The sequence below is a fragment of the Fodinibius salinus genome (genome assembly GCF_008124865.1).
Taxonomy (GTDB): Bacteria; Bacteroidota; Rhodothermia; order Balneolales; family Balneolaceae; genus Fodinibius; species Fodinibius salinus.
In genome coordinates this window covers 951326-977237 of sequence record NZ_VNHY01000001.1, presented here as the reverse complement: position 1 = coordinate 977237, position 25912 = coordinate 951326, and the positions used below count along the sequence as shown (strand labels likewise).

Genomic DNA, 25912 nt, shown 5'->3' with positions numbered 1-25912 from the left:
GGTCTAAACAGCAATAAACTCTTTACCTTCACTCACTTTTTTGTATCTTTGCCACTTGTGATTTTACCCTTAAAAGTTGGGTTATTGGCTACGCATTTGGACCTAAAATGTATGAGGATACAAACCTTGAAAGATCATAGTTAATGGAATCTGCTACAACGCTTACAACGCTGGTTATACTCTTCCCGCTGCTGGGATTTCTTATTAATGGCCTTATTGGTCTGTCTTCCGACTCCTTTCGCGAAAAGAAGACCCTTATTGGTACCATAGCAAATCTGGCTGTTTTTATTCCCTTTGCCATCGCCGTTTACTTTTTTCTGAATATGGGGCAAGGAGCTGCACCCGTCTTTGCGGAGCTTTTCACATGGATTGAAGTCGGGTCATTTAGCGTAGATATTGCCTACCAGCTCGACCAGCTTTCAATTGTGATGATGTTGGTTGTAACAGGTGTTGGGTTTTTGATCCATTTGTATTCCATTGGTTACATGTGGGGTGATGAGGGTTATTGGAAGTTTTTTGCTTTTCTGAATCTCTTTATTTTTGCGATGCTCAACTTAGTGATGGCTGATAATTTGCTGTTGCTTTTCTTAGGCTGGGAGGGAGTTGGCCTTTGTTCATATTTACTCATTGGCTTTTGGTACGAAGACATGGCCAACGCTGCTGCCGGCAGTAAAGCCTTTTGGTATAACAGGGTAGGAGATTTTGCTTTTCTCGTTGCCATGTTCTTGACCTTCCAATACGTGGGCAGTCTCGATTTTGATATGGTGCTTGGTAATCTTGACGCTATTCCTGCGGACGGCAAATTTTGGATTGGCCTGCTGATGTTTATTGGGGCTACCGGTAAGAGTGCGCAAATTCCGCTTTTTGTGTGGCTGCCTGATGCGATGGCCGGTCCGACTTCCGTTTCGGCACTTATTCACGCTGCAACGATGGTAACCTCAGGAATTTATTTAATCTCTCGGATGTCCGAAATGTTTGTAATGGCGCCTGAGGTTATGATGATTATTGCTGTTATCGGTGCGTTGACTGCTTTTGTAGCGGCAACTATTGCCATCACCCAAAATGATATTAAACGTGTACTGGCGTACTCAACCGTTTCGCAATTGGGGTATATGTTTTTGGCACTTGGATCTGGAGCTTTTACGGCTGCCATGTTCCACGTGGTGACACACGCATTTTTCAAAGCTTGTCTCTTTTTGGGATCCGGTTCTGTAATTCATGCTATGGAGCATGTAGAGCATGGCCTGCATAATGAGGGTAAAGATGTACATTTCGACCCGCAGGACATGCGGTTCATGGGTGGGCTCAAAGAATATATGCCTTCGACTTATAAAACGTTTTTGCTTGCGACCATAGCCATTGCCGGCATTCCGCCGCTGGCTGGATTCTTCTCGAAGGATGAAATTTTAGCTTTTACGTTTAACGCCGGATTTGGTGAATTTGCTGGTTCGCTTTACCTGATACTTTGGGGGATAGGCATCATCACGGCGTTCTTGACGGCTTTTTACATGTTCCGTCTCACATTCGGAACCTTTAACGGAGAATTTAAGCTGCCTGAAAAGATTAGCGAAGCAGCCGGCGGAGAGAAATTTCTGCATGAGAGTCCCAAGACGATGACCATACCGCTTTGGACATTAGGTGGCTTATCGGTAGTTGGTGGGTTTCTGGGTGTCCCCAACTTTTTACTGGCTACTTTTACACACCACGAAGAACATATTAACCTCCTGCATAACTGGCTGCATAACGTTACTGCCGACTTTGGACTTACACTTTCGCACGCCACCGAGTGGATGCTGATGGGAATTTCCATCGTTATTGCCGTGGCCGGGGTATATAGTGCCTATCGCATGTACGGCAGTGGAGCCACCGAATCGTCAGACGCTAAGCTTTCCGATTGGTTTGGAGGTTTGTATCAAACTTGGAAAGAAAAATACAACCTCGATGAATTGTACGAAGGAGTTGTGGTAGATCCTATTGTTCGAATGTCTGACAAAGGATTAGCCAAATTTGATATGAAAATTGTGGATGGTGTCGTTAATACGGTTGGCGGGGTAGTGCGGCTGTTTGGCAGTGTATTCCGTTATACCCAGACGGGGGTTACCAGTAGCTATGCTCTGGCATTTATTCTCGGCGTTATCCTCATACTAAGCATGTTGATCCTGTAAAAAAGAACTAATAATGGAGTTACTCTTAAACGTCTGTATTTATTTACCGATTGTCGGAATTGCCGCAATACTGGCAATCCGCAATGATAAGGCCACCAAATGGATAAGCCTGCTCACAACTTCCGCAACCTTTTTGCTGTCGCTGCCGCTACTATTCAATTTTGATATTGCAAACTCGGCAACAGCCCAATATCTGACCGAAGGTAATCCTATTATGACCGGTCTGGATATTAAATATTTGTTGGGACTGGATGGATTAAGCCTGCTGCTGTTTATGCTCACAACGCTGATGGGACCCATTGTTATTCTCTCATCTTGGGATTCGGTTAAAAAACACTTGATGGGATACTATGCCATGTTGTTGCTTTTGCAAACGGCATCGATGGGCGTTTTTGCCTCACTGGATCTGATTGTGTTCTATGTTTTCTTTGAGCTTTCGTTGATTCCCATGTACTTCCTGATTGGAATTTGGGGGGGCAAGAATCGAATTCACGCCACGATCAAGTTTTTTGTATATACGCTGGTAGGATCGTTGATTATGCTGGTTGGGCTCATCTATGTAGGATATGACGCTGGAGCTGCCATCGAAGGATATGGATTTACCACGGACTGGCGCTTCCTTTCCGGTAACGGCTATTACATTGGATTAGTTGAGCAAACCTATTTATTTCTGGCATTTTCGTTAGCCTTTTGTATTAAGGTGCCGCTATTTCCATTTCATACTTGGTTGCCGTATGCTCATACCGAAGCCCCTACAGCAGGTTCGGTGGTACTGGCCGCTATTATGCTGAAGATGGGAACCTATGGACTGCTTCGCATTTGCCTGCCGTTATTTCCTAATGCATTTACAACTTTTGCACCCTATATGGCCACGTTGGCTGTTGTGGGCATAATCTACGGTGCATTAGTAGCAATGGTACAGAAAGACGTAAAAAAATTAGTGGCCTACTCTTCTGTCAGTCACCTTGGGTTTGTAGTACTCGGCTTGTTTGCTTTTAACACCATTGCCGTGCAGGGAGCGCTTATCCAGATGATTAATCACGGGCTTTCTACAGGTGCTCTCTTTTTGATTGTAGGGATGATTTATGACCGTACTCACACGCGTGACATCGAAGACTACGGAGGCATTGCTAAAGTGGTACCGGTTTTTGCCGTAATGTTTATGATTGCTACCCTGGCTTCTATTGGCCTGCCCGGATTGAACGGTTTTATTGGTGAGTTCTTGATTCTGAATGGTACTTTTAACTCCGCAGTGTTACCACAAAATGTATTTGTAGTATTGGCAGCGTTGGGCGTAATTCTGGCTGCCGTTTATATGCTGTGGATGTATCAACGCGTAATGTTTGGTCCCTTAAAGCACGAAGAAAATGAGGAGCTGGTGGATTTAAATGCTCGCGAAATTGGACTATTGGTACCACTGGTTATCTTTATGGTATGGATTGGTATCCGTCCTGTTGACTTTACGCAGTACTCTGAGGCACAAGTGCAGGAGCTTCTTGAATCATCCAACGAAAAGCGTATGGCCATTAAACGTTCGGCTAATCAGCAGGAACTTCCACAGTGGGCCTCATCATTATATGATGTTACCGATGAACTAGCATCCAAAACAAAAACAAAATAGTACAATGGCTGAACCACTATCCGACGATCAGATTGTAAAAGAACTAAATAGCCTTCCTAGCTGGACACACGAGAATGACAAGCTGAGCAAAGAGTTTAATTTTGATAATTTTCGGGACGCCATGGCTTTTATCAATCGCATTGCATTTGAAGCGGAAGAGCAGGTGCATCACCCAGAAATTTTTAATGTATATAATACGGTCAACATTTCGCTGAGTACTCATGATGCCGGCGGGAAGGTTACCGAAAAAGATATTAAGCTCGCAAATACCATCGAGTCACTGTATAACTAATCAGCAGTATGAATTATTTACACGATATCACCGCGTTTTTACCCGGCATCATTACAGGTCTTGCCGGACTCATTGCCATCGTTATCGATTCGTACAAAGATGACCATGGTGCTATTTATGGACTGACAGTCGTTTCGCTTACTGCGGCGCTGACTCTTTCCATTATGGATATGTTTGGCACAGCGGGAACAGCATTTTCCGGGATGATTACCTATGGTGGTGTAACTGCTTTCGGGAATGCTATAGTGCTGTTTGGCTCACTCTTTTGTGTGTTAATATCGCGCGAATATCTGAGTGCCATTGATCATGATTACGGTGAGATATACGCCATGATACTTTGTGCTACGGCCGGCATGCTGGGGCTGGCCAGTGCAAATAATTTGATTATGATTTTCATTGGAATCGAAACAATGTCTATTTGTCTGTATGTGCTAGCCGGTGTTTTTAAAGGACGTAAGACTGGGGCAGAGGCATCACTTAAATATTTTCTTTTAGGCGCTTTTTCTACCGGCTTTTTGCTTTACGGGATGGCATTGCTTTACGGCGCCACGGGGACACTTTCACTGCCTGCGATAGCTGAAGCTGCGAGCTCTAACCTGTTGTTCATAGCTGGAGCTGGGCTCTTGCTTATCGGTTTTTTCTTCAAAATTTCGGCTGTTCCCTTTCACATGTGGACGCCCGATGTATATCAAGGTACCCCCACAACGCTGACGGCCTACATGGCTACGGCATCAAAATCGGCTTCATTTATTGCACTTATTATTGTGGTATCCAAGATGATTCCCGATTCCACGGCTAACTGGTCGGAAGTGATTGAGGTGGTAGCCGTCATTACTATGATTTTGGGTAATCTGATAGCGTTGGTGCAGGATAACATCAAACGGATGCTGGCTTACTCCAGCATTGCACATGCCGGTTACTTACTCGTTGGTTTAGCGGCTGGAACGCCCGAAGGATATACTGCTATGCTGTTTTACCTGTTTGCTTATTCTATTATGAATGTGGGAGCATTTGGCGTAGTTGCTTATTACGAACGCCAACAGGGACTTGATTTTACTGACGTCAACAATTATGCAGGGTTGGGCTTTAAGCGCCCCTTGATGGGAGTTATGTTGTCTTTTTTCCTATTTTCACTGGCAGGTATTCCCCCTTTTGTTGGATTTATTGGAAAGTACATGGTGTTTGCCGCTGCTATTAATGCCGGATACCTAACTATTGCTATTGTCGGTGTATTGGCCAGTGCTGCCAGCGTGTATTACTACTTACGTCCCATGGTGTACATGTATTTTCGAGATCCGCATAAAGACGTTCCGCTGGTTAAATCAGGGTGGTTACTTCGTTCTACATTAATTGTATTGGCTGCAATGACAATTTATTTTGGAGTAGCATTCGGTGACCTGCACAATTTACTTTCCTCATATTATGCCAGTGATTGGATTGCGTTGCTGGGCGGATAATGTTTTACACCAATTTTATCATCTTGAACGATCGCAACCTCTTTGAAACGACTGTACCTTTTCCTATTGATATCTTGTAAACGATTTCTCCCAGTTTGATGGGATAGCTTATGATCGTTTAGATCTAGTTGGATTTAATTCACCCCGACCTGACATAATTCATGTTATAGATTACCCTCTAGTGTAGCTAATCTTACATTTTCTGTTGACAGAGTTCTACTGGGTCAATAACTAGTGATATTTGGGGCTGGAACTAGTGTGTGGCAGTTCTAAAAGATTAAAGTACCTTTCCTTCTTATTTGTCACCGATAAATCGGTTAGTCTATTGGTACGTATGATATTAGGTACGAGCAATATTTTCACCGAATACCGACAATTATGCGACGATGAAAATCCTACCGACAGCGAATATTGTTGTATCATACTCTTACCCGCAGTGGCGTCACAGCTGCTGCGGGTTTTATTATGGATCAGACCTGCCGGGGGTTATGATGAAATTAATTTGTCCTATGTTTGCTGGCCAACACGCATGTTGCAATGTAGAAGTAGTATTTCGTTGGCTTTGTTGGGCAGGTAATTCCCTTAGGGGTACCCCCGCCGCCAATGTGTATAAGGACCTGTGATGACAACAGATCACAACAGTTAACTTTGACCCAGACTCTTATTGACTATGAAACGATTATTACAATTATCAATTCTAATTCTTTCAATCTTATTTATTTTTTCTTGCGGCGGTGATGACGGCCACGGCCCGACCAATCCCAACAACAATGACGAACCCACCACCGGGGCGGTGGAAGTGACCACCAGCAGCACCGGTGATGACATTGACGGCGACGGCTACACCGTCAGCGCCGGTGGCACCAGCAAGAGCGTATCTTCGTCGGGCACCGTAATCCTAGCGGGTCTCTCCGAAGGGGATGTGAATACCGAATTGTCCGGCATGGCCGGCAACTGTGCGGTAAAAAACGGGAGCAACTCCCAAACGGTAACCATTACCGCCGGGGATACCACCTCCACCTCCTTTGACGTGGAGTGCCAGGCCGCAGCTGATGGCAAGATTGCTTTTACCAGCGACCGCGACGGAGACCAGGAAGTATTCCTGATGAATACCGACGGCTCGACACCGACAAAACAAACCGACAACACCGCCGCTGACTTTGCCGGTCCGATTTCTCCTAATGGCACCAAGATTGCTTTTGTCAGTAACCGTGGCGGTTCTACGACGCACCTGTATGTGATGGATGCTGACGGTTCGAACGTCCAGCAGCTGACGGCCGCGGGAGCGAAAGTGTCCCTGCTCGGAGGGGCGAGCAGCTGGTCCCCAGACGGCAGCAGCCTGGCTTTTGTGGACGAACGTAGTGGGAATCTAGAAATTTATACGATCGGAGCCGACGGCAGCGGCGAGCAGCGGCTGACCAACAACAGCGCTGGTGATGAATCTCCGCACTGGTCCCCGGACGGGTCTAAGATTGTTTATGCCAGCAAGACCGACGGAGATTTTGAGATTTACAGCATGAATCCTGATGGCAGCGACCACCAGCAGATCACCAGCGACACCGATTATAATGCTACGCCCCGCTGGTCGCCGGATGGCAGCACCATTGCCTTTACCAGCGACCGTTCGGGGAACCTGGAGATCCACACCATGAATGCCGACGGCAACGACGTGCAGCAGCTGACTAACGATCCGGCGTCGGATGGTTTGCCCAGCTGGTCGCCCGATGGCAGTGAACTGGCCTTTTACTCCACGCGCGATGGTAATTATGAAGTGTATAAAACCAATGCCGACGGCAGCGACACCTCCGTTAAGCTGACGGACCACAGCGCCGCCGACAATACTCCCTACTGGAGCCCGGTGGAGTAATCACCCGATATTAACCGACGGCGAACTCTTATTGCCGTAATAATAATATTTTCCTGCAGTGGCCTCCCAGCCACTGCGGGTTTTATTATGCATCAGACCTGTCAGTATTTTGAATCCTGGCGGGGTATTACAGTTTCATTTGATGTTTGTTCTTGGTGTTTTGTTAAACTGTACTGCTGTCCTAAGGATTGGGAATTATTATCCTCTCAGTAGAAGCTAACAGTAGTAGGGTTAGATCTTATTTTCCTTAGCAGCAGAGGAGAAAGAGAATCTGTTGGTTAGGTTCAGCGTTGTTAAGATTATCAAATTTTATTGACTGACTAGATTGTAATTAACTACAAAAAAAGCTATCTTTGCGTGCCTGCTGACGAGTGAAAGTCACTATGTCGGCTGTTTCAATGAAGGAACAACCAAAGGAAACATATCTACATGAGTAAAAATTATTACGAAATAACGTATATCATAAATCCCGTACTCGAAGATGATGAGTACGACGAGATTGTTGAGAAGTTTACCGGTATTATCAAGGATAATGACGGTGAAATTGACGAGGTTGATCAATGGGGTATTCGCAAGATTGAGCATGAAATGGAAGGCAAAACGAGCGGATATTACGTAAATGCTTACTTTACAGCTCCTGGAGAACTCATCGAAAAACTGGAGCGCGCACTTCGCATTGATGATGAAATCATGCGGTATCTGACGCTTCGGTACGATGCGAAAATGATGCGTCACCGTGAACTTCAGCGTAAAAATGCTGTCCCCCCTGTCTTTGTTGAAGAGCACAATGAGGAAGAGGAAGAAGACGAAGATTAATCCATCTCTTTAAATACAACCTTTTGTTATTATGATTAAGAATCCATCACACCCGAAAAAGGGTCACATAAAGAAACGAGAATGCAAGTTTACCAAAGCTGGCATTGAGTACATTGATTATAAGGACACTGATTTGCTACAGCGGTTTACCAATGATCAGGGAAAAATTCTTCCCCGCCGCGTGACAGGAACAAGCGCTAAGTACCAGCGTCAATTGACAACGGCGATTAAGCGTGCACGATTTCTTGGTTTAATCCCATATGTAGCAGATAACCTTCGATAAAAAAGATTTTATATTCCCATGGCTAACAAATACATGAAGTTAATTTTAAGAGAAGATGTTAACAAGCTGGGTGATGCCGGCGACATCGTTGAAGTTAAAGCCGGATACGGCCGGAATTATTTAATTCCCCAAGGCAAGGCTATGATGGCCACCGACGGTGCATTAAAACGTGTTGAGCGGATGAAAGAGAAGGCAGAACGTCGTGCCGAGCTTACCGTCGAAAGGGCTCAGGATATGGCCGAACGCCTGGAAACAACATCTGTTACCATACCAGTAGCTGTTGGCGAAGATGAGCGTATTCACGGTTCAGTAACGAATCAGGATATCGCTGACGCACTAGCTGAACGCGATATCAATATTGACAAACGTAAGATATCTCTGGATAAAGACATCAAGACACTGGGTGAATATACGGCAACCGTAAACTTGATTAGTGAAATCAAAGCAGAGATCAAGGTTTGGGTGGTGAAGCAATAAGCCCGAAGCGTTTAATGTAATTATCCAGTAATGAAAATATCGACACTCAAATTTTTTGTGGGGATCGCCGTAATGGTGTTATCCCCATTTTTTGTTCAGGGTCAGATGATGGATCCGGTTTCGTATTCTGTAATAGAGGCTCCTGAACAAGTAGCTGCCGGTGAGGTTTTTGATATTACCATTGAGGCTAACATTAATGGGAAATGGCACCTGTATTCTATTGCCAATGATCCTGATGCCGGACCTTATCCTACCAAGTTTTCATCGGTCAGCGATAAAATGGCAATTGCCGGAAATCCTACCGAATCGGAGCCGGCCATAGAGATGGACCCCAATTTTAATGTGGAGCTGGGTTGGCATACAGGTGAAGCTACATTTACAATTCCCATTGCATTCCGGAAAAATGTTTCAGGTTCTGCTGAAGTTGACCTGGAAGTACTATATCAGGTTTGCGATGACGAAAAGTGTCTCCCTCCTCAAACAAAGTCTATCACGCACTCGGTGAATGTTAGCGGTGTGGCCGATATGCCTTATCAGAAATTTGGGGGGGTGGAATCTGCAAATAGCAATACCTCTAAGGATACTTCTGGTTCCTTTAAAAACAAGGATGCTACCGATAATAGCTCTGTTAAAACAAGCAATGTAGGTGGGCAAGGGATTTTTTCTTTTTTATGGATTGCTCTTACTGCAGGCTTTGCGGCACTGTTGACACCCTGCGTATTTCCTATGATTCCGCTTACTGTTTCGTTTTTTTCTAAAGAAAAGGAGGGGCAAGGTCGTAAGGCGATTGGACAAGCTCTTGGTTTTGGTGCAGCAATCGTAATTACATTTACCATTTTGGGAGCACTGCTGGCGGTGTTTATTGGGGCTTCGGGGGCTAATCAGTTTGCTGCAAATCCGTGGGTCAACTTATTTATAGCATTAGTGCTCATTGTTTTTGCGGTGAGTTTGCTTGGTGCTTTTGATCTGCGGTTACCGCACCAGCTTACAAACTGGTTAAATCAAAAAAGTAATGAAAGTACCGGAGCGGTGGGCATTCTGTTTATGGCGCTCACTATCAGTGCCGTTTCTTTTTCATGTACAGCTCCTTTTGTAGGGGGTGTGTTGGCAGCAACAACCGGTGGAGAATGGTTTTATCCTATTATTGGGATGGCAGGCTTTGCAACGGCATTTGCAAGTCCATTTGTGGCATTTGCATTATTCCCCCGTTGGTTAGAATCGTTGCCAAAGAGCGGTTCGTGGATGAATATTGTAAAAGTTTTATTAGGGTTTATTGAACTTGCAGCTGCCATCAAGTTTTTATCCAATGTTGATCTTGTTTGGGAGTGGGGCATTATATCGCGTCCTTTTGCGATTGCCACCTGGATTGCCATCTTTTTGCTTGCAGGTTTATATTTATTAGGTGTTTACAGTATCAGTAACGAGTCAGAGTCGCGCCAAATTGGTACGGGACGGCTAATGCTGGCTATGCCTTTTTTGTTGTTTAGCTTTTATTTAATACCCGGATTAATGGGGGCGTCACTGGGTATTTGGGATGCGTGGTTGCCGCCCAAGCAAGCCACGGATGTTAGTGTTGTGCGTTCTTTCGCACAGCAGCAAACATCCGGCAATGAAATGGCTAATTCAGAAATGTGGTCGAGCAATTTTGAGGAAGCCAAAAAGAAAGCTATCAAACAAAATAAGCCGGTATTTATAGACTTTACAGGCTATACGTGTACAAACTGTCGGGCGATGGAAACAAATGTATTTCCACTCCCATCTATAAAAAAACGATTTGCAAAAATGCAGCAAGTGCGTTTATATACGGATGACGGAACGGAGGGACCTGCAAACCAACGATTTCAGTTTAAGTTAACAGGTACGGTGGCTTTGCCGACGTATGTTATTTTAAATCCTGAAAATGAAGAGATACTTGAACAGCTTGTTGGATATGCTGATAAAAAAGAATTTCAGCAATTTTTAGATGCGGGTCTTCAACATTTTAATGATGTAACTGCAACAGTAGCATCAGGTAACAATTAGTTTTAACATTTAAAAAACATGTACAGGGTTGATATTTGCAAAAAATAGGCTAGTATGTCTTTGACATTTTAGATAAAATGATCTATCATTTTGCATCTTTGTAAGCCCTTATTAACAGATAACCAATTAATCTAATCGGAATAATAGTATGACATCAACAATAACGCTCTTTCTGTTACAAGCTACAGGTGACCCGGGATTTTTTAATGTGCTCGTTGAAAAATTTAATGAAGGTAATGAGGGCGGTTTTATGTGGCCAGTCCTTGTGGCCTTGATTCTTGGTCTGGCTATCTTTCTGGAACGAATTATTACACTAAACCTTGCTGACATTGACACGCGCAATTTTATTGTGGACGTGCAAGAAGCTCTGCAAGAAGGCGGCGTACCTGCTGCAAAAGAACTGTGTGCTGAAACACGCGGTCCTGTTGCTTCTGTTTTTCAAGCAGGACTTATGCGGGTAGATGAAGGTGTTGAAGCCGCAGAAAAGGCAATTTCAGCCTACGGTTCTATTGAAATGAGCTTTCTGGAGCGTGGGTTGGTTTGGCTTTCGCTGTTTATTGCCATTGCACCACTACTTGGGTTCCTCGGTACGGTTGTAGGTATGATTCAGGCATTTGATGCCATTGAAGCAGCCGGTGATATTTCACCATCGTTGGTTGCGGGTGGTATTAAGGTGGCACTCTTGACTACTGCTGCTGGACTACTTGCAGGTATTATTTTGCAGATCGGCTACAACTATTGTGTCTCGAAAATTGATCGCCTGATTTCTGAAATGGAAGAAAGTTCTATTACGCTTATTGACTCTATTATTGCTCTTGAAAAAGGTGAGCAAATAGTCGATACCTCTTCTTCCGAGTCTGAAGCATAACAGTCGGTGTTGAATCATAAAATTTCATAACTAACTCATAACTTTTTCTACTTATGATTGTATCACTAGCGTTAGGACTCGGTTTGGGACTAATCGGCCTTGGTGTGATTGGAATGCTGGTTTCCGGTGTTCGAAGCATCATGAAAGGCAAGCAAGACATCAAAAAGATAGTAACAATGATTGTTCCATTTGTAGTTTTCGGTATTGCTTTTGCAATAGCCGGTACTGTTACAAAAGCTGCAATTGGTACAATGTTGTTTATGATGGCAGCAATGGTTCTGATCATTCTGCTTACCGGTCTTCGCGGGACATTTAATATATAACTCTTAGGAAATAACCATGTTTGGAAGTGATAAAGAACGAGAAGACCCGGAAATTGGTGGTGCAGGGATGGCAGATATTGCATTCCTATTGCTGATTTTCTTCCTGCTTGTAACAACTATTGACGTTGATACGGGTATTGGATTACAGCTGCCGCCAAAGTCTGATCAAGACCCACCGCCCATTAAAACTCGTAATATGATGAAGATTCTGGTTAATTCTCAGGGTCAGGTGTTGATGGGAACCGGTGAAACAGAGGCAACGCCTGTAACTCAGGTTAAGCAAAATTTAAAAGATTTTGTTACCAACAGGGGACAGGATCCGAACTTGTCAGTTTCTCCGGATAAGGCTATTGTATCCATAAAAACGGATCGCAAAACACCTTATAATGTCTATATTGACATGCTTGATGAGGTAATGGGAGCTTACCAAGAGCTTCGGAACCAAGAGTCTCAATCTCAATTTGGCGTACCTTATGAACAATTGAAGGAAGGCAGTGAGAGAAAGAAGGCTGTAGATAATGCTTATCCAAAGAAAATTTCAATCGCAGAGCCCAACAAATAACTTTATCCAATTATGGGACATTTTGAAAAGAAATCTGCTAAAACGAAAGAAGATATCCCGATGGCAGCAATGCCGGATATTATCTTCATGTTACTCATTTTCTTTATGGTAACAACTGTGCTTCGGGAAGTTACCTTACAGGTAAAAGTTGATTATACCCAGGCACAAAACATCGAAAAAATCGAACAAAAACGGCTTGTCAGCTATATCTATGTCGGTCCGCAAAAGTTATCAGGAACTAAGTTGGGGGCTACAAAGATACAGATTGATGACTCAATCATAGAAGATGTTGCAGCAGTTCGCAATATCATGTATGACAAGCTTAAAGAACAACCTAAACTAATTGTTTCTCTTCGTGTACATGATGAAGCTGAATTTGGTATTGTGACCGATATTCAGGAGGAGTTGCGTGAAGCAGGCGCACTTCGAATTAATTATTCTACGAAGCAAGAACAATCTTAGTTTACAGTTAATTAAATATTTTTTTCAAAAGGCAAGTACACTTTGTGTACCTGCCTTTTTTATTATCAAACTACTATGTCTGACAAAAATTTTAGAACTATACAATCGCTTGGTCGTACGGAACTTATTGATGAGCTGATGGAGCAAAATAGCTTTACCCACTCATCTGTAGCAGAAGGGTACGGTGATGATGCTGCCGTCATAGAAAACAAAGAAGGATATAAACTACTCAGTTCCGAAACGTTTATGGAAGGGGTGAACTTTGATCTTACCTATGTTCCGCTTCATCATTTAGGTTATAAAATTGCCACTGCTGCTGTTAGTGACATTTATGCAATGAACGGTACGCCTGAGGTGGTATTAGTTAATATGGCTGTTCCCAACAAACTGTCAGTGGATATGCTACAAGAGATTTATCGTGGCATTGGAGCTGCTGGTGAAGATTACGAATTCCAGATTGTGGGTGGAGATCTGACAGCCTCTCACCAGACGTTAAGTATCGATATCACCTGCTATGGATCTGTAGCTGAGGATGAGATCATTTATCGCCGGGGAGCCAACAAAGATGATGCAATTTGTGTAACTGGTGACTTGGGAGGCGCCATTGCCGGTCTGCGCATTTTAATGAGAGAAAAGGAATTCTGGGAAGAGCAGGAGGAGCAAACTGCTTTCCAGCCTGATCTCGACGACTATGAATATGTCGTTAAACGACAATTGGTTCCTGTTGCGCGTCAAGACTTTATCAATCAAATTCGTGAGTTAAAGATCAGTCCCACTTCTATGATCGATGTTACGCAAGGACTGGTAAGTGAACTCAAGCACATTGCCAATGCCTCTGAGCTGGGTGCTTATGTTTATCAGGCAGCCTTTCCGATTGCACTGGATACGCGTACCGTAGCCGATGAGATGAAAGAAGACGTAGATAAGTATGCACTATATGGTGGTGAGGATTATGAGCTGATGTTTACTTTGCCAGAGGAAAGTGTAGAAAAATTAGCTGATGAATTTCAGGATTTTGTAGTTATAGGAAAAATTACCGAACAAGAGGAGGGCGTGTGTATGCAGCAGGTCGAGGGAGATGTGGTTAATTTTGACAGTGATCAAAATCAGGAAGGATAGTTTGTCCCTTTAGTAGCAAAAGAGTATTCATTAGGAGACTGTATTGTTTGTAAATAGTTTTACTATTCCTTAGAGTAATTTATAATAGTTGACTGTATAGTTGGTCTTACCTTTATAGAGCTTGCTTTAAGGTAATATCTTTTCTTAAATAATGGAATTTGTATCACAATATCGGTGGTAAACACCGATGTTTGAATTTCCCTTCGCTTCTTAACATTGGCTTAAAATTAGCGTAACAGACGGATAATTACCTCATAATATTCTTGCAACATGGGTCTGTTATACTTGGATGTGTTAGTCAGAATACAGGCAAGATAAAATCAGCACAGCCAATAGATCTTATTTCAATGGAATTTCCATTATATCGTCCTCCATATAGTACTCTTGGAATTTCCTGTTTCGCTCATCTGGTATTGTTCATCCGAAATAACGATTTGGTAACACTGATTTTATTCAATGCTAATCCCCGTCCTGTAAGTTCGACTACTCAATTAATCCATAACCCAAACAATCACATCATATAAATTATGAAGATACTAAAATATACTATTAGCCTAGCGCTGATATTTACTTTATTCATATCCTGTAATGATGATTCTACATCTAGCAGTTCTAATGCACCTAGCGTAACAGAACCGGATGCACAGAAGGTGTTGACCGGAGAATCTGTTGACTTAACATTCAGTGTTACTGCTGATGCTGGGTATGAATCAGCCAGTGTTACCGCCAACAATGGTGACGCAACAATTTCTTCTGAGCCCAATTCAGGAGATACAAGCGGAGATATTGTTATAAACTACACCGGTAATCAAGCTGGGGCCGGATCCGTTGAAGTAACAGTCACAGATACAGAGGGAATGAGCAATAATGCTACTGCAGTGGTTTCGGTTAAAGATGAACAGACTGAAGTTACTGTAACTGATAATATTACCAGCGACACAACTTGGGAAGATGATAAAACGTATATCTTGTCTGGTCGAATCGCGGTTGAAGGCGGAGCTACACTAACAATTGAAGGCGGAGCCATCATAAAAGGAGAGGCCGGATCTGGTACGAACGCAACAGCATTGCTCGTTGCACGAGATGCTACACTTAATGCAAACGGTACAGCAAATGCACCGATAATATTTACCTCAGTAGCCGATGAGATCACCCACGATATGGTGAACAACGGCAACTTTAGCAGTCCTAATTTAGATTCAAGTCAACGTGGACTTTGGGGCGGTGTTTTGGTATTAGGCAATGCACCTATTTCTGCTTCAAGTAGCCCAGCTTCCATTGAAGGTATTCCAAGTACAGATCAAAACGGATTGTATGGTGGAAATGATGCTGGAGACAGTTCTGGTTCTCTGACGTATGTAACCATTCGCCACGGAGGAACCAACATTGGTCAGGGTAATGAGATTAATGGACTCTCACTTGGTGGCGTTGGTACCGGTACTACAATAGAAAATATCGAAGTTGTAGCCAACCAGGATGATGGCATTGAATGGTTCGGCGGTACGGTGGACGTTACGAATGTCTTGGTTTGGAATAACGGTGACGATGCTCTTGATACCGATCAGGATTGGCAGGGAACTGTTGATAATGTTGTGACGCTAAGTCCCAGCGGTTCTACTTTGGAGCTGGATGGCCCAGAAGGTTCCAACCCAAGCGGTAATGCTCATACCATTCAAAATGTATCAGCATTTGTTGAAAATAACGGTTCCGAAATGATTGATGTTGATGCAAATACGAATGTTAATGTTAGTAATATCCTATTCTTTGGACTTGCAACAACGAGTGGTGGAAGTGCTGATAATACAATTTCTAGTGATTACTCAAACTATGCTTCCAACACGAACGGTTTTGCAATTACGTCTATAGAAGCCGTTATCCCTTCAGGCTTAACCAAGTCAGATTATTTTCCCTCTGGATTGCAGAGTGAAGTGACCGAAGTTGCAGATGTTTCTTCGGCCTCTATTGGTGCCGATGTGAGCGTGTTTAGCTGGACATGGGCTAGCCAATCTGATGCACTTTCTGATATTGGACTCGAATAAAAAACGTATCTAAACTCCAAAAGCTTGCCTTTGGATATTCAAAGGCAAGCTTCTTTTTAATAACAGCACACAATTTTTTAACGACTATTAGTGATCAGTCCCATGAAAAATTTTAAACAATTATTTTTGATTATTATGTGCCTTAGCATAACCAGTGTGTTATATGCTCAACAAGGCACTATTCGCGGAACGGTAACCGACGCTGCAGATGGAGAACCGCTTGTCGGTGTTAATATACTTGTTAAAGGTACCTCGAATGGTGCAAGTACCGATCTGGATGGGAAGTTTGATATAAAAGTTCCCTCAGGTACGTACGATCTTCGTCTTTCTTATATTTCCTATGAATCGATGACGGTAAGGGATATTGACGTTGCTCCGGGAGAAGTAACCGTAGTAGATAATATCCAACTGCAGACAGCGACAGAACATATGGAGGAAGTTGTTGTCTCTGCCGAATCGATCAACATTTCGGAAGCGGCTTTACTGACAAAGAAGAAAAACTCACCTAATTTCTTGGATGGAATTTCTTCTGAAACAATTACCCAAACGGGTGCTTCAGATGCTGCTGATGCCCTTAAAAAAGTAACAGGTGTTTCTATACAGGGTGGCAAATATGTATATGTACGAGGGTTAGGAGACCGATATACCAAAACAATGCTGAATTCTGTTGAAATCCCGAGTTTAGATCCTACAAAAAACAGCCTGCAGGTAGATATTTTTCCCACCAGTTTGATACAAAATATGGTAATTAACAAAACAGCCACTGCAGAATTACCAGCTGATTTTACGGGGGGTATTGTAAATATCGAAACGATTGATTTTCCCGAGAAACCAATATTTAATGTTTCGGCCAGTACTAATTATAATCCCGCAATGCATTTTAATAACAATTTTTTGACGAACAGCGGAAGTAAAACTGATTTTTTGGGTTTTGACAGCGGGGCACGGGCATTACCTGAACTTGCCAAAGAAAATCAGAATGATATTCCTACTCCTATCAGCGGAGCTTCTGATGATCAGGTGTACAACTTTGTAAACAGTTTTAATTCTAAACTGGGACCCACAAAATCAACCAATGCTATGGACTATACCTTGGGGTTATCATTGGGTAATCAATTTGATGTGGGCAGTGAGAACAAGCTCGGCTATGTATTTTCTGGTACTTACAAACATTCAAGTAATCATTTCAATAATTACAGTTTTGGTGAGTATCAAGTACCTTCTGATCCTGGGCAAACAGAGTTAGTAAGAGCAAATACGCAGAATGGCAAAGTTTCAGAAAAAAATGTGCTTTTGGGAGGATTAGCGGGTATCGCCTTTAAAACTGCCAGATCCAAATATAAATTAACTGGTATGCACTTACAGAACGGTGAGCGAAAAGCTACAAATTTTCTTATTAATAATAGTGAAAGTGCACCCGGGCAATCAGGATATTTGGGTGATTCGCATAATCTGGAATACGGTGAGCGAAGTATTACCAATGCAATGTTAAATGGCACCCACTATTTTAAGGATGGGAAATGGGAAATTGACTGGCGGTTGTCTCCAACGCTTTCCGAAATGAAGGATCCTGATGTACGAAATGTAACTTATACGCTGAGTGGGCAGGAGCCTAATCCCAATTACGTTTTTAACGCCGGAGCAGGGGGATACCCAAGCAGGCTTTGGAGATCTATGGATGAAACAAATTTGGTAGGACGTGTTAACATTAGTAAAGAGTATAAATTACTGGGAGAGACTGCCACATTTAAGTTTGGTGGAAGCCATGTATACAAGCAGCGTGATTATGAAATCCTCTCTTATGATATGGCGTTTTTTGGTAACCAGCCCAATTGGACAGGTGATCCCTCAGAGATACTGGTGGATGAAAATATTTACGGCGGAGGCAGTAATGGTGTAATATATTATCAGTCCGGTAACATTGAGCCCAACCCCAATGCCTACAGCTCAAATGTGCAAAAGTCATCATTCTATATTTCAAACGAATTCAGTCTATCCCAAAATATAAAAGCCGATGTAGGTGTTCGGGCCGAAAAATATGTGCAGCGTCATACCGGTCGATCAGTTAGATTTGCACAAGGTGATCAGAATGCAAGAAATCTGGATGATGCTAAAGTGCTGGATGCACTTGATTTTTTCCCGTCTGCCAATGTCACCTATTCGTTATCCAAAGATATGAACTTTCGATTTTCGTACTCAAAGACGATTGCTCGCCCTTCTTTTCGAGAATTATCTTTTGCACAAATTCTGGATCCTATTTCTAATCGGAGGTTTAATGGAGGACTATTTCAAATTGGCTGTGATACGAACGGGCAAAATTGTACTTGGGATGGAAACCTGACGGAAACACGTATTCAAAATTTTGACTTCCGCTGGGAACAATTCTTTAGTCGCAACCAGATGTTGTCTGTCAGTGCTTTTTACAAATTATTCAAGGATCCCATCGAACTTGTTCGGTTACGAAATTCACCGACTACCAGTGAATATCAGCCGCGAAATGTCGGCAATGGCCAGGTATTTGGAGCTGAACTGGAGATTCGAAAATCATTAGAATTTATTTCTTCTGCATTTGAAAATATCGGCTTTAACGGTAATGTAACTGTTGTGAAGTCACAAATTAAAATGACTGAGGATGAGTTTCAGGCTAGAAAAGATTATCAGCGGCAGGGACAAAATGTAGATGATCAGCGCCAAATGGCTGGTCAGGCACCCTATATCATCAACGCAGGGTTGACTTATGAAAATCCTGAAATTGGTTTTGATACGGGGTTGTTTTACAATGTGAAAGGAGAAACACTCGTGCTTGTGGGGGGAGGTATTTTTCCTGATGTGTATTCTGATCCTTTTCACAGTCTGCGGTTTAATCTGAATAAGTCGTTTGGGGCTGCATCTGTAAGCCTCAATATCTCTAATATTCTCAGTGAAAAAAGAGAAGAAATGTATCAGGGATTCCGTGCCGAGGATCAGGTGTACAGCCGGTTTAATCCCGGCCGAAATGTTAGTTTGGGATTTAAGTATTCATTTTAAGATAAATAAAGAAATTTTACTGGGCGCATAGTCTTATACAAATATCTCACATGCAATGTGTGAGGTGTGCTGATCACAGGGAGGTGCCGTTGATTCGGGGCCTCCTTTTTTTATTTTAAGCAAGTTGATAATAATAGCCTCAAATAATAACTTAATTTGATTTTAGTCGAAGGGAACCTTCAAAATTTCAGAATCGTTGTAAAAGTTCACCATTAACCAATGTAACAGATATAATTTTGGTTTTCGTCACACGTAAAGCACATTTTAACGCTGCACACCGGTTACATAACCCAGATAAATCAGATCAATGGAATAAGGAAAAATTTGGGAAGTGCAATCATGAAAATTGGCACGGACATAATTATATTATAAAAGTGACCGTTGCCGGCATTCCTGATTCTGAAAGCGGTTATGTTATTGATCTTTCTGAACTGAAAGATATTATTCAATTACACATTATTGAAAAATGTGATCATAAAAATTTAAACCTGGACGTTGACTTTCTAGACGGTATTATGCCCTCAACAGAAAACCTGGTTAAAGCTTTTTTTGAACAGATAGAAATACCCATCCGGGAAGCAACGGATGAGAATGGTTTTTTGTACGAAGTAGAACTAGAAGAAACCGAACGAAATTCAGCAAAATATTGTCCATATCTTTTGGACAAAGAAGTTCCTGTAAAAAGTTAAATCAACTGTAGTTCAAACGAATGTTATCCACCAAATTGAAACAATATTACGATCCTACATTTATTGCATCCGAAAGCTATAAAGATAGTCTGCCGGATCTTCAAAATGGACCGGCATCACTCATTGAAGGTGCAGATGTTCCTATCCAGCAAGTAGGTATTTCTGATTTTAAGCTGCCGTTAAAATATCCTCGTCCCGACGGTGAGCTTATTACGTTGGAGACCTCCGTCAGCGGATATGTGGGCCTCGAAGCCGGCAAGAAAGGAATAAATATGAGTCGTATTATGCGGTCATTTTATGACTTTAAGGATGATGTTTTTCATCCGGATAAGCTTGAAAAGGTGCTTCAAACATACCGAGAAGACCTTGATACTCATTCTGCATATCTAAAATTATCGTTTAACTATCCCATTATGCAGGAAAGTCTGCGGTCGGGCTTGGAAGGGTATCAGTATTATACAACTTCCATTGAAGGCACTATAGATGCTGAGGGTAGATTCCGAAAGTTTATGCATTTAGATTTTGAATATAGTAGTGCATGTCCCTGCTCATATGAGCTTTCAGAGCATGCACGCGAACAGAGAGAGGTGGCTAGTATTCCTCACAGTCAGCGAAGTGTAGCAAGCTTAACGGTAGAGCTTACTGATGAGCTTTTTGTGGAAGACTTGGTAAGCCATTGCCGAGAAGCACTAATGACTGAAACGCAGGTGATGGTAAAGCGCGAAGATGAACAGGCCTTTGCAGAAATGAATGGCGCCTATCAAAAATTTGTGGAAGATGCGGCACGACTACTCTACGAAGAACTAAATGACGAAGAGTGCATTTACGATTTTGTTGTTCGCTGTGTACATATGGAGAGCTTGCACAGCCACGATGCCGTCAGCCGCATTTGTAAAGGAGTGAAGAATGGCTTGCGTTAAAAGTACCTATCTATATACTCATAATTGGTTCTGAACATAGGAAGTTTCAGAAAACTTCCTATGTTGATAGTGATTTGAAGAGGTTGCCCAAAAAGTCCAATGAAGGTAAACGTCCCCTAAATAACTAAGGCGTGATCAATCTCCCTAAATCCCTCTTCTCCAAGAGGGATTTTATAGATGCTCATTCTAGGGCTACCTTTTCCAATCTTGCGTTCCTCCTTGGAGAAGGAGGACAGGAGGATTGTCCTTTTTTTTCTTCTAACGCCTACATTATTAATGTATTCAAACTTATATTGAGACTTTTCGGACAGCCTCTTTTTTTATGCTATAGCGTATTTTTTGAGAAATAAAAAAGGCATTGCAGCAGAGCTACAATGCCAAATAGTCTTGAGGAGATAACTAATCAACCATGACAAGTTCTAAAAACTTGTCATGGTTATGTGATCACTAATTAATGCAGAGCTTCGTTAACCAGTTTTTCTTGTTCTACCTTGTGCACCTTTTTCTGTCCGGTTGCGGGAGAAGCTGAAGCCTGTCGTCCAGCATATCGCAGATTTTGTCCATCTTGAAGCTCTTGCATAATTCGTGGAGCAACAAACGTCCATCCGCCCATATTTTTGGGCTCTTCCTGGCACCAGACAATTTCATCTACATGGTCATACTCTTCTAAAATATTATTGACGCTTGCATCAGGGAAGGGATAAAATTGTTCTAATCGCGCAATGGCAATATTGTCAATTTCTTCTTCCTGACGTTGTTTATATAGATCATAATAGACCTTGCCGGAACAGAGAACTAACCGATCGATATTACTTTTATCTTCCACTTCTTGATCGGGAATAAATGGACGGTATTTCCCGTCAGTCAAATCATCGGTTTTCGAAGTAGCCAATGGGTGACGTAGCAGACTTTTGGGCGACATAATAATTAACGGTCGCTTATTGTCTTGCTTGGCCTGCTTACGTAAAATATGAAAATATTGGGCCGGTGTGGTAAGGTTTACAACCTGCATATTATCCTCAGCACAAAGTTGTAGGTAGCGTTCCAAACGGGCGGATGAATGTTCGGGTCCTTGACCTTCGTAGCCGTGTGGCAATGTCATGACCAACGATGACTCCTGTCCCCATTTTGCCTCACTGGCTGATATAAACTGATCCATTGGTATCTGGGCACCATTGGCAAAATCACCAAACTGAGCCTCCCAGATGACGAGGGCATCAAGTTTTGTAGCACTGTAGCCAAACTCAAAACCAACGCAGGAAAATTCACTTAATAAGCTGTTATAGGGATAAAAAGGTGCCTGCTCATCACTGAGATTATTCAATGGAGTAAATTGTTGATCAGTTTGGGTGCCGTGCAAAATAGCGTGGCGGTGCGAAAAGGTACCCCGTTCAGCATCTTGTCCCGTAAGGCGTACAGTTGTACCCTTTTTGAGTAGCGATCCAAAAGCGAGTGCTTCTGCAAAGCCCCAGTCAATTTGGTCCTTATTTTGATCAACAATTTCGGCACGTTTTGCCAACTGTTTTAACAACTTAGGATTGGCATCAAAATTTTTGGGTACTGTATTAAGTTTAACAGCAATGTCTTTTAGCTCCTCTTCGGGATAGGTCGTATCCGGGAAGTCTGGCCAATCTTTTTGTGACATTTCATGTCGTTCAATCATGTCATCGGTGACTTCAAGAGGAGAGGCGTTTTTAGCATCATCAAAGGCATCTCGCAGAAGCTCATCAAATTCATCAAAGATCTCCTGCATCTCCTCTTCGGTAAATTCGCCATTTTGAAGCAACCGTTCGGTATAGATATCGCGAACCGTTGGATGATTATCAATTTCTTTATACATACCGGGTTGCGTAAAGGCAGGCTCATCACCTTCGTTGTGTCCGTGTTTACGGAAGCCGATAAGGTCAATAACCACATCCTTGCCAAACTTCTGACGGTATTCAAAGGCAAGTTGCATAGCATGGACCGCCTCTTCAGGGTTATCACCATTAACATGAAAAATAGGAGCCATGATAGCCTTTGCCAGATCAGAGGCATACTTTGTAGAACGGCCGTCTTCGGGCAGCGTGGTAAAGCCAATTTGGTTGTTAATAATGATATGGACTGTTCCGCCTGTTTTGTAGGCATCCAGCTGAGACATATTCAGCGTTTCGGCCACTACACCCTGACCAGAAAAGGCAGCATCACCATGGATGAGTACAGGGACGTTACTTTTTTCAGCATCTTCACCCTCATGATCTTGGGTAGCACGAGTGGCGCCCTCAACTACAGGATTAACAGATTCAAGATGGCTGGGATTAGGCATGAGCTCAATATCAATATCTTCGCCAGCCTGGGTTTCGTAGGTACCCTTCGATCCTAAGTGGTATTTTACATCGCCGGATCCCTGTATACTGTCGGGATCGAGATTTCCTTCAAAGTCAGCAAATACCTTTCGATAGGGCTTGTTGAGAATATTTACGAGGATGTTTAGCCGTCCCCGGTGAGCCATGCCCATAAATATTTTTTCTACCTGACCTTCGCCCGCCTTTTCGAGCATATGATGCATCATAGGGATAAGGGTGTCAGCTCCTTCAAGCGAAAATCGTTTATGGCCGATATACTTTTTGTGTAGAAACTGTTCAAAAGCCATCGCCTGATTGAGCTTGTGCAGAATATCTTCTTTTTGATCTTTATCAAGATCAGGCGTATTTGTGGTGGATTCCATACGTTCGCGCAGCCAGTTGCGTTCATCCAGATCCAGGATATGCATAAATTCTGCGCCAATCTTTCCGCAGTAGGTTTCGCGCAGAAGATTTATGATTTCGCGCAGTGTGGCTTTCTCATTGCCGCCAAGACCTCCACAATAAAATTCGCGATCCAGATCCCAGAGTGATAGTCCATAATATTCGAGTTCCAGCTCAGGACTGTGACCCGGTTCGTCGCTCAGCGGATCAAGATCGGCAAGGATGTGCCCGCGGGTGCGATACATGTTAATAAGATTCATAACCGCAGTAGCTCGCTTGTTTTCTTCAAGAGAAGCACTTCCGCTGTCAAGCTGGCCGGTATAATTATCTTCGCCATAGGGGAGAGGATCATACGGAATCTCAAGATCCTCAAAGATCTCGCTGTAAAAATTTTCCTCACCGTTTAACAGGCTGTGGACCTTCTTCAGAAATGAACCAGATTCCGCTCCTTGAATAACGCGGTGATCGTAAGTAGAAGTTATATTCATTACTTTGCTGATCCCCAGCTTATTGATCATCTCTTGCGGCATGGACTGATATTCAGCAGGGTAATCGATGGCACCGGTGGCAATGATGGCACCTTGCGTTTTCATAAGCCGGGGTACAGATTGTACCGTGCCAATCATACCCGGATTGGTCAGCGTTAATGTAGTTCCTTCGAAATCAGAAATTCCCAGATTACCGTTGCGGGCTTTGTCAATAAGATCTGAATAGGCATAGAGAAACTCCTTAAAGTTCATCTTATCCACCCCTTTGATGTTGGGCACAAGTAAGTTACGAGAGCCATCTTTGTTTTGCACGTCAATGGCCAGTCCCAAATTGACTTGGTCAGGGATTACTTTAAACGGTTCACCGTCTTTACGAACAAAGGAGTTGTTCATATTAGGGAACTCTTCGAGCGCTTTTACAATAGCCCAGGCAATGTAATGCGTAAAAGAGGATTTAGGTTCATTGCGCTTTTTGAGATGACGGTTGATTATTGCTCGATCTTCAATGAGCATCCGCATAGGCAGTGAACGCACCGAAGTTGCTGTTGGCACATCCAGACTGTCATCCATATTATCGACAATCTTGCTGGATACGCCCTTTATTTTTTCGAGCGTTGCCCCCGATGGGATGGAAACTTCTTCCTCTTGTTGATCAGCAGACGACCTTGTACTCGGTTTTGCTTGCTGCTGGGATGAAGTAACAGAGGCTTGTGAGGAATCGCCATTGTCGGGCTTTGGCGTTTTAGCAGCAACTTGCTGCGACGTATCTACGCCTTCTACCTCATCAAAATATTGTCTCCAATGGTTTGGTACCGAAGAGGGATCAGCTTTGTATTGGTTAAATAGTTCTTCAACGAGTGCGGAATTGGGTCCGAATATAGATTCGAGCGACTTCAAAATGTGGTCTTATTGACTGGTTTAAATTTTTGGCTAATAAAAGCCTATACGAGTTATAAGTGACTATTTTGCCGGGCTTTAAGATACCCAAAGCAATTAAGCCTAAAGTTAAGTATTGTAGTATTAAATTGGAACTTTTCATTTTGTAAATATCATACATAATAAACCCTGATTTACAGTTATTTCTTTGGTAACAAAAAATAGCGTTCGCTGTCAGTTTTAACCCCATAAAATTCAGGAGATATTTCAGGACAAATCTCAAGCATTTGGCCATCAGCCTTGTTATGATACTATCAGCTGCTTTAGCAGTGATAATTATTTATAATCAAAGTTAAAGATAACTATTTATGAAAACTCTAAGTCGAGATGAAATGAAAAGTGTAAAGGCAGGTACAGACAGATATAAATGTGAATGTGATGGTGAAAATTTATATGTGACTCACCCTTCCCAATGCCGTCCGTTATGTAGAATGAAATAATTTCGAAGTTAGTATAAAAGGGGACTATTTATGTCATTTATACAAACACTAAGTAGAAATAAAATAGAAATGTGAAGGCTGGTTCTGCGCCTTGCCGGGTATTTTTAAGAAATGCAGACGGCAGTGCACTGGGATATTCTGATGGCAGTTTTACTGTCAGTCAAGCTGAAAGCCTTTACGGAGAATCAAATCCTGATGGATCGTATGTATCAGGCTACTGCTGTGCCAGTTGTGGGGGCAGGATTTGGAAATGCTCCTTAAACTTGATAAATAGCTTAATAATAATCACCGCAGGACCTTTCGCCGGGTCCTG

19 protein-coding genes are annotated in these 25912 nt (G+C 42.7%); 18 read left to right on the top strand and 1 reads right to left on the bottom strand.

The features are described from left to right. Nucleotides 1–143 precede the first annotated feature (143 nt). From nuoL to folE2, 18 genes are all read left to right on the top strand, one after another. Nucleotides 144–2165, top strand: a complete 2022-nt coding sequence (gene nuoL, locus LX73_RS04395) for an NADH-quinone oxidoreductase subunit L (RefSeq protein WP_148898249.1) — start codon at nucleotides 144–146, stop codon at nucleotides 2163–2165. A gap of 13 nt (nucleotides 2166–2178) precedes the next feature. Continuing rightward, nucleotides 2179–3786, top strand: a complete 1608-nt coding sequence (locus LX73_RS04390) for a complex I subunit 4 family protein (RefSeq protein WP_148898248.1) — start codon at nucleotides 2179–2181, stop codon at nucleotides 3784–3786. Between the two features lie 4 nt (nucleotides 3787–3790). Next, nucleotides 3791–4078, top strand: coding sequence for a 4a-hydroxytetrahydrobiopterin dehydratase (locus LX73_RS04385; RefSeq protein WP_148898247.1), 288 nt, complete (start codon nucleotides 3791–3793; stop codon nucleotides 4076–4078). An 8-nt stretch (nucleotides 4079–4086) separates the two neighbouring features. Next, entirely contained in the window at nucleotides 4087–5535 is a 1449-nt protein-coding gene (locus LX73_RS04380; protein WP_148898246.1) for an NADH-quinone oxidoreductase subunit N, read from the top strand. Nucleotides 5536–6205: 670 nt separating this feature from the next. Next, complete coding sequence (locus tag LX73_RS04375) at nucleotides 6206–7402, top strand: DUF5050 domain-containing protein (protein ID WP_148898245.1); 1197 nt, start codon at nucleotides 6206–6208, stop codon at nucleotides 7400–7402. Nucleotides 7403–7831: 429 nt separating this feature from the next. Beyond that, nucleotides 7832–8218, top strand: a complete 387-nt coding sequence (rpsF, locus tag LX73_RS04370; RefSeq protein WP_148898244.1) for a 30S ribosomal protein S6 — start codon at nucleotides 7832–7834, stop codon at nucleotides 8216–8218. Nucleotides 8219–8249: 31 nt separating this feature from the next. Continuing rightward, nucleotides 8250–8501 carry a 30S ribosomal protein S18 gene (gene rpsR / locus LX73_RS04365; protein WP_148898243.1) on the top strand — a complete coding sequence of 84 codons (252 nt, stop codon included), beginning with the start codon at nucleotides 8250–8252 and terminating at the stop codon, nucleotides 8499–8501. 18 nt (nucleotides 8502–8519) lie between these two features. Next, entirely contained in the window at nucleotides 8520–8978 is a 459-nt protein-coding gene (gene rplI, locus LX73_RS04360) for a 50S ribosomal protein L9 (RefSeq protein WP_246138161.1), read from the top strand. Nucleotides 8979–9008: 30 nt separating this feature from the next. Further along, nucleotides 9009–11000, top strand: coding sequence for a protein-disulfide reductase DsbD family protein (locus tag LX73_RS04355; RefSeq protein WP_148898242.1), 1992 nt, complete (start codon nucleotides 9009–9011; stop codon nucleotides 10998–11000). A gap of 148 nt (nucleotides 11001–11148) precedes the next feature. After that, complete coding sequence (locus LX73_RS04350) at nucleotides 11149–11868, top strand: MotA/TolQ/ExbB proton channel family protein (RefSeq protein ID WP_148898241.1); 720 nt, start codon at nucleotides 11149–11151, stop codon at nucleotides 11866–11868. A 53-nt stretch (nucleotides 11869–11921) separates the two neighbouring features. Beyond that, nucleotides 11922–12191, top strand: a complete 270-nt coding sequence (locus LX73_RS04345; RefSeq protein WP_246138160.1) for a hypothetical protein — start codon at nucleotides 11922–11924, stop codon at nucleotides 12189–12191. Nucleotides 12192–12207: 16 nt separating this feature from the next. Then, nucleotides 12208–12753 carry a biopolymer transporter ExbD gene (locus LX73_RS04340; RefSeq protein WP_148898240.1) on the top strand — a complete coding sequence of 182 codons (546 nt, stop codon included), beginning with the start codon at nucleotides 12208–12210 and terminating at the stop codon, nucleotides 12751–12753. 12 nt (nucleotides 12754–12765) lie between these two features. Next, on the top strand, nucleotides 12766–13215 hold the full coding sequence (locus LX73_RS04335) for an ExbD/TolR family protein (RefSeq protein WP_148898239.1): 450 nt from the start codon (nucleotides 12766–12768) through the stop codon (nucleotides 13213–13215). Between the two features lie 75 nt (nucleotides 13216–13290). Next, nucleotides 13291–14334 (top strand): thiamine-phosphate kinase, encoded by a 1044-nt coding sequence (gene thiL, locus LX73_RS04330; RefSeq protein WP_148898238.1) that lies wholly within the window; start codon nucleotides 13291–13293, stop codon nucleotides 14332–14334. A gap of 527 nt (nucleotides 14335–14861) precedes the next feature. Then, a complete protein-coding gene (locus LX73_RS04325; protein ID WP_148898237.1) occupies nucleotides 14862–16373 on the top strand; it encodes an autotransporter outer membrane beta-barrel domain-containing protein in 1512 nt (503 codons plus the stop codon). Nucleotides 16374–16508: 135 nt separating this feature from the next. Beyond that, entirely contained in the window at nucleotides 16509–19400 is a 2892-nt protein-coding gene (locus LX73_RS04320; RefSeq protein ID WP_211359355.1) for a TonB-dependent receptor, read from the top strand. A gap of 236 nt (nucleotides 19401–19636) precedes the next feature. Further along, complete coding sequence (locus LX73_RS04315; RefSeq protein WP_211359354.1) at nucleotides 19637–20089, top strand: 6-pyruvoyl trahydropterin synthase family protein; 453 nt, start codon at nucleotides 19637–19639, stop codon at nucleotides 20087–20089. A gap of 20 nt (nucleotides 20090–20109) precedes the next feature. After that, on the top strand, nucleotides 20110–21009 hold the full coding sequence (gene folE2, locus LX73_RS04310; protein WP_148898234.1) for a GTP cyclohydrolase FolE2: 900 nt from the start codon (nucleotides 20110–20112) through the stop codon (nucleotides 21007–21009). A gap of 451 nt (nucleotides 21010–21460) precedes the next feature. On the opposite strand, the gene LX73_RS04305 is transcribed toward folE2, so the two are convergent. Then, nucleotides 21461–25120 (bottom strand): multifunctional oxoglutarate decarboxylase/oxoglutarate dehydrogenase thiamine pyrophosphate-binding subunit/dihydrolipoyllysine-residue succinyltransferase subunit, encoded by a 3660-nt coding sequence (locus tag LX73_RS04305; protein ID WP_148898233.1) that lies wholly within the window; start codon nucleotides 25118–25120, stop codon nucleotides 21461–21463. Nucleotides 25121–25912: the final 792 nt, after the last annotated feature.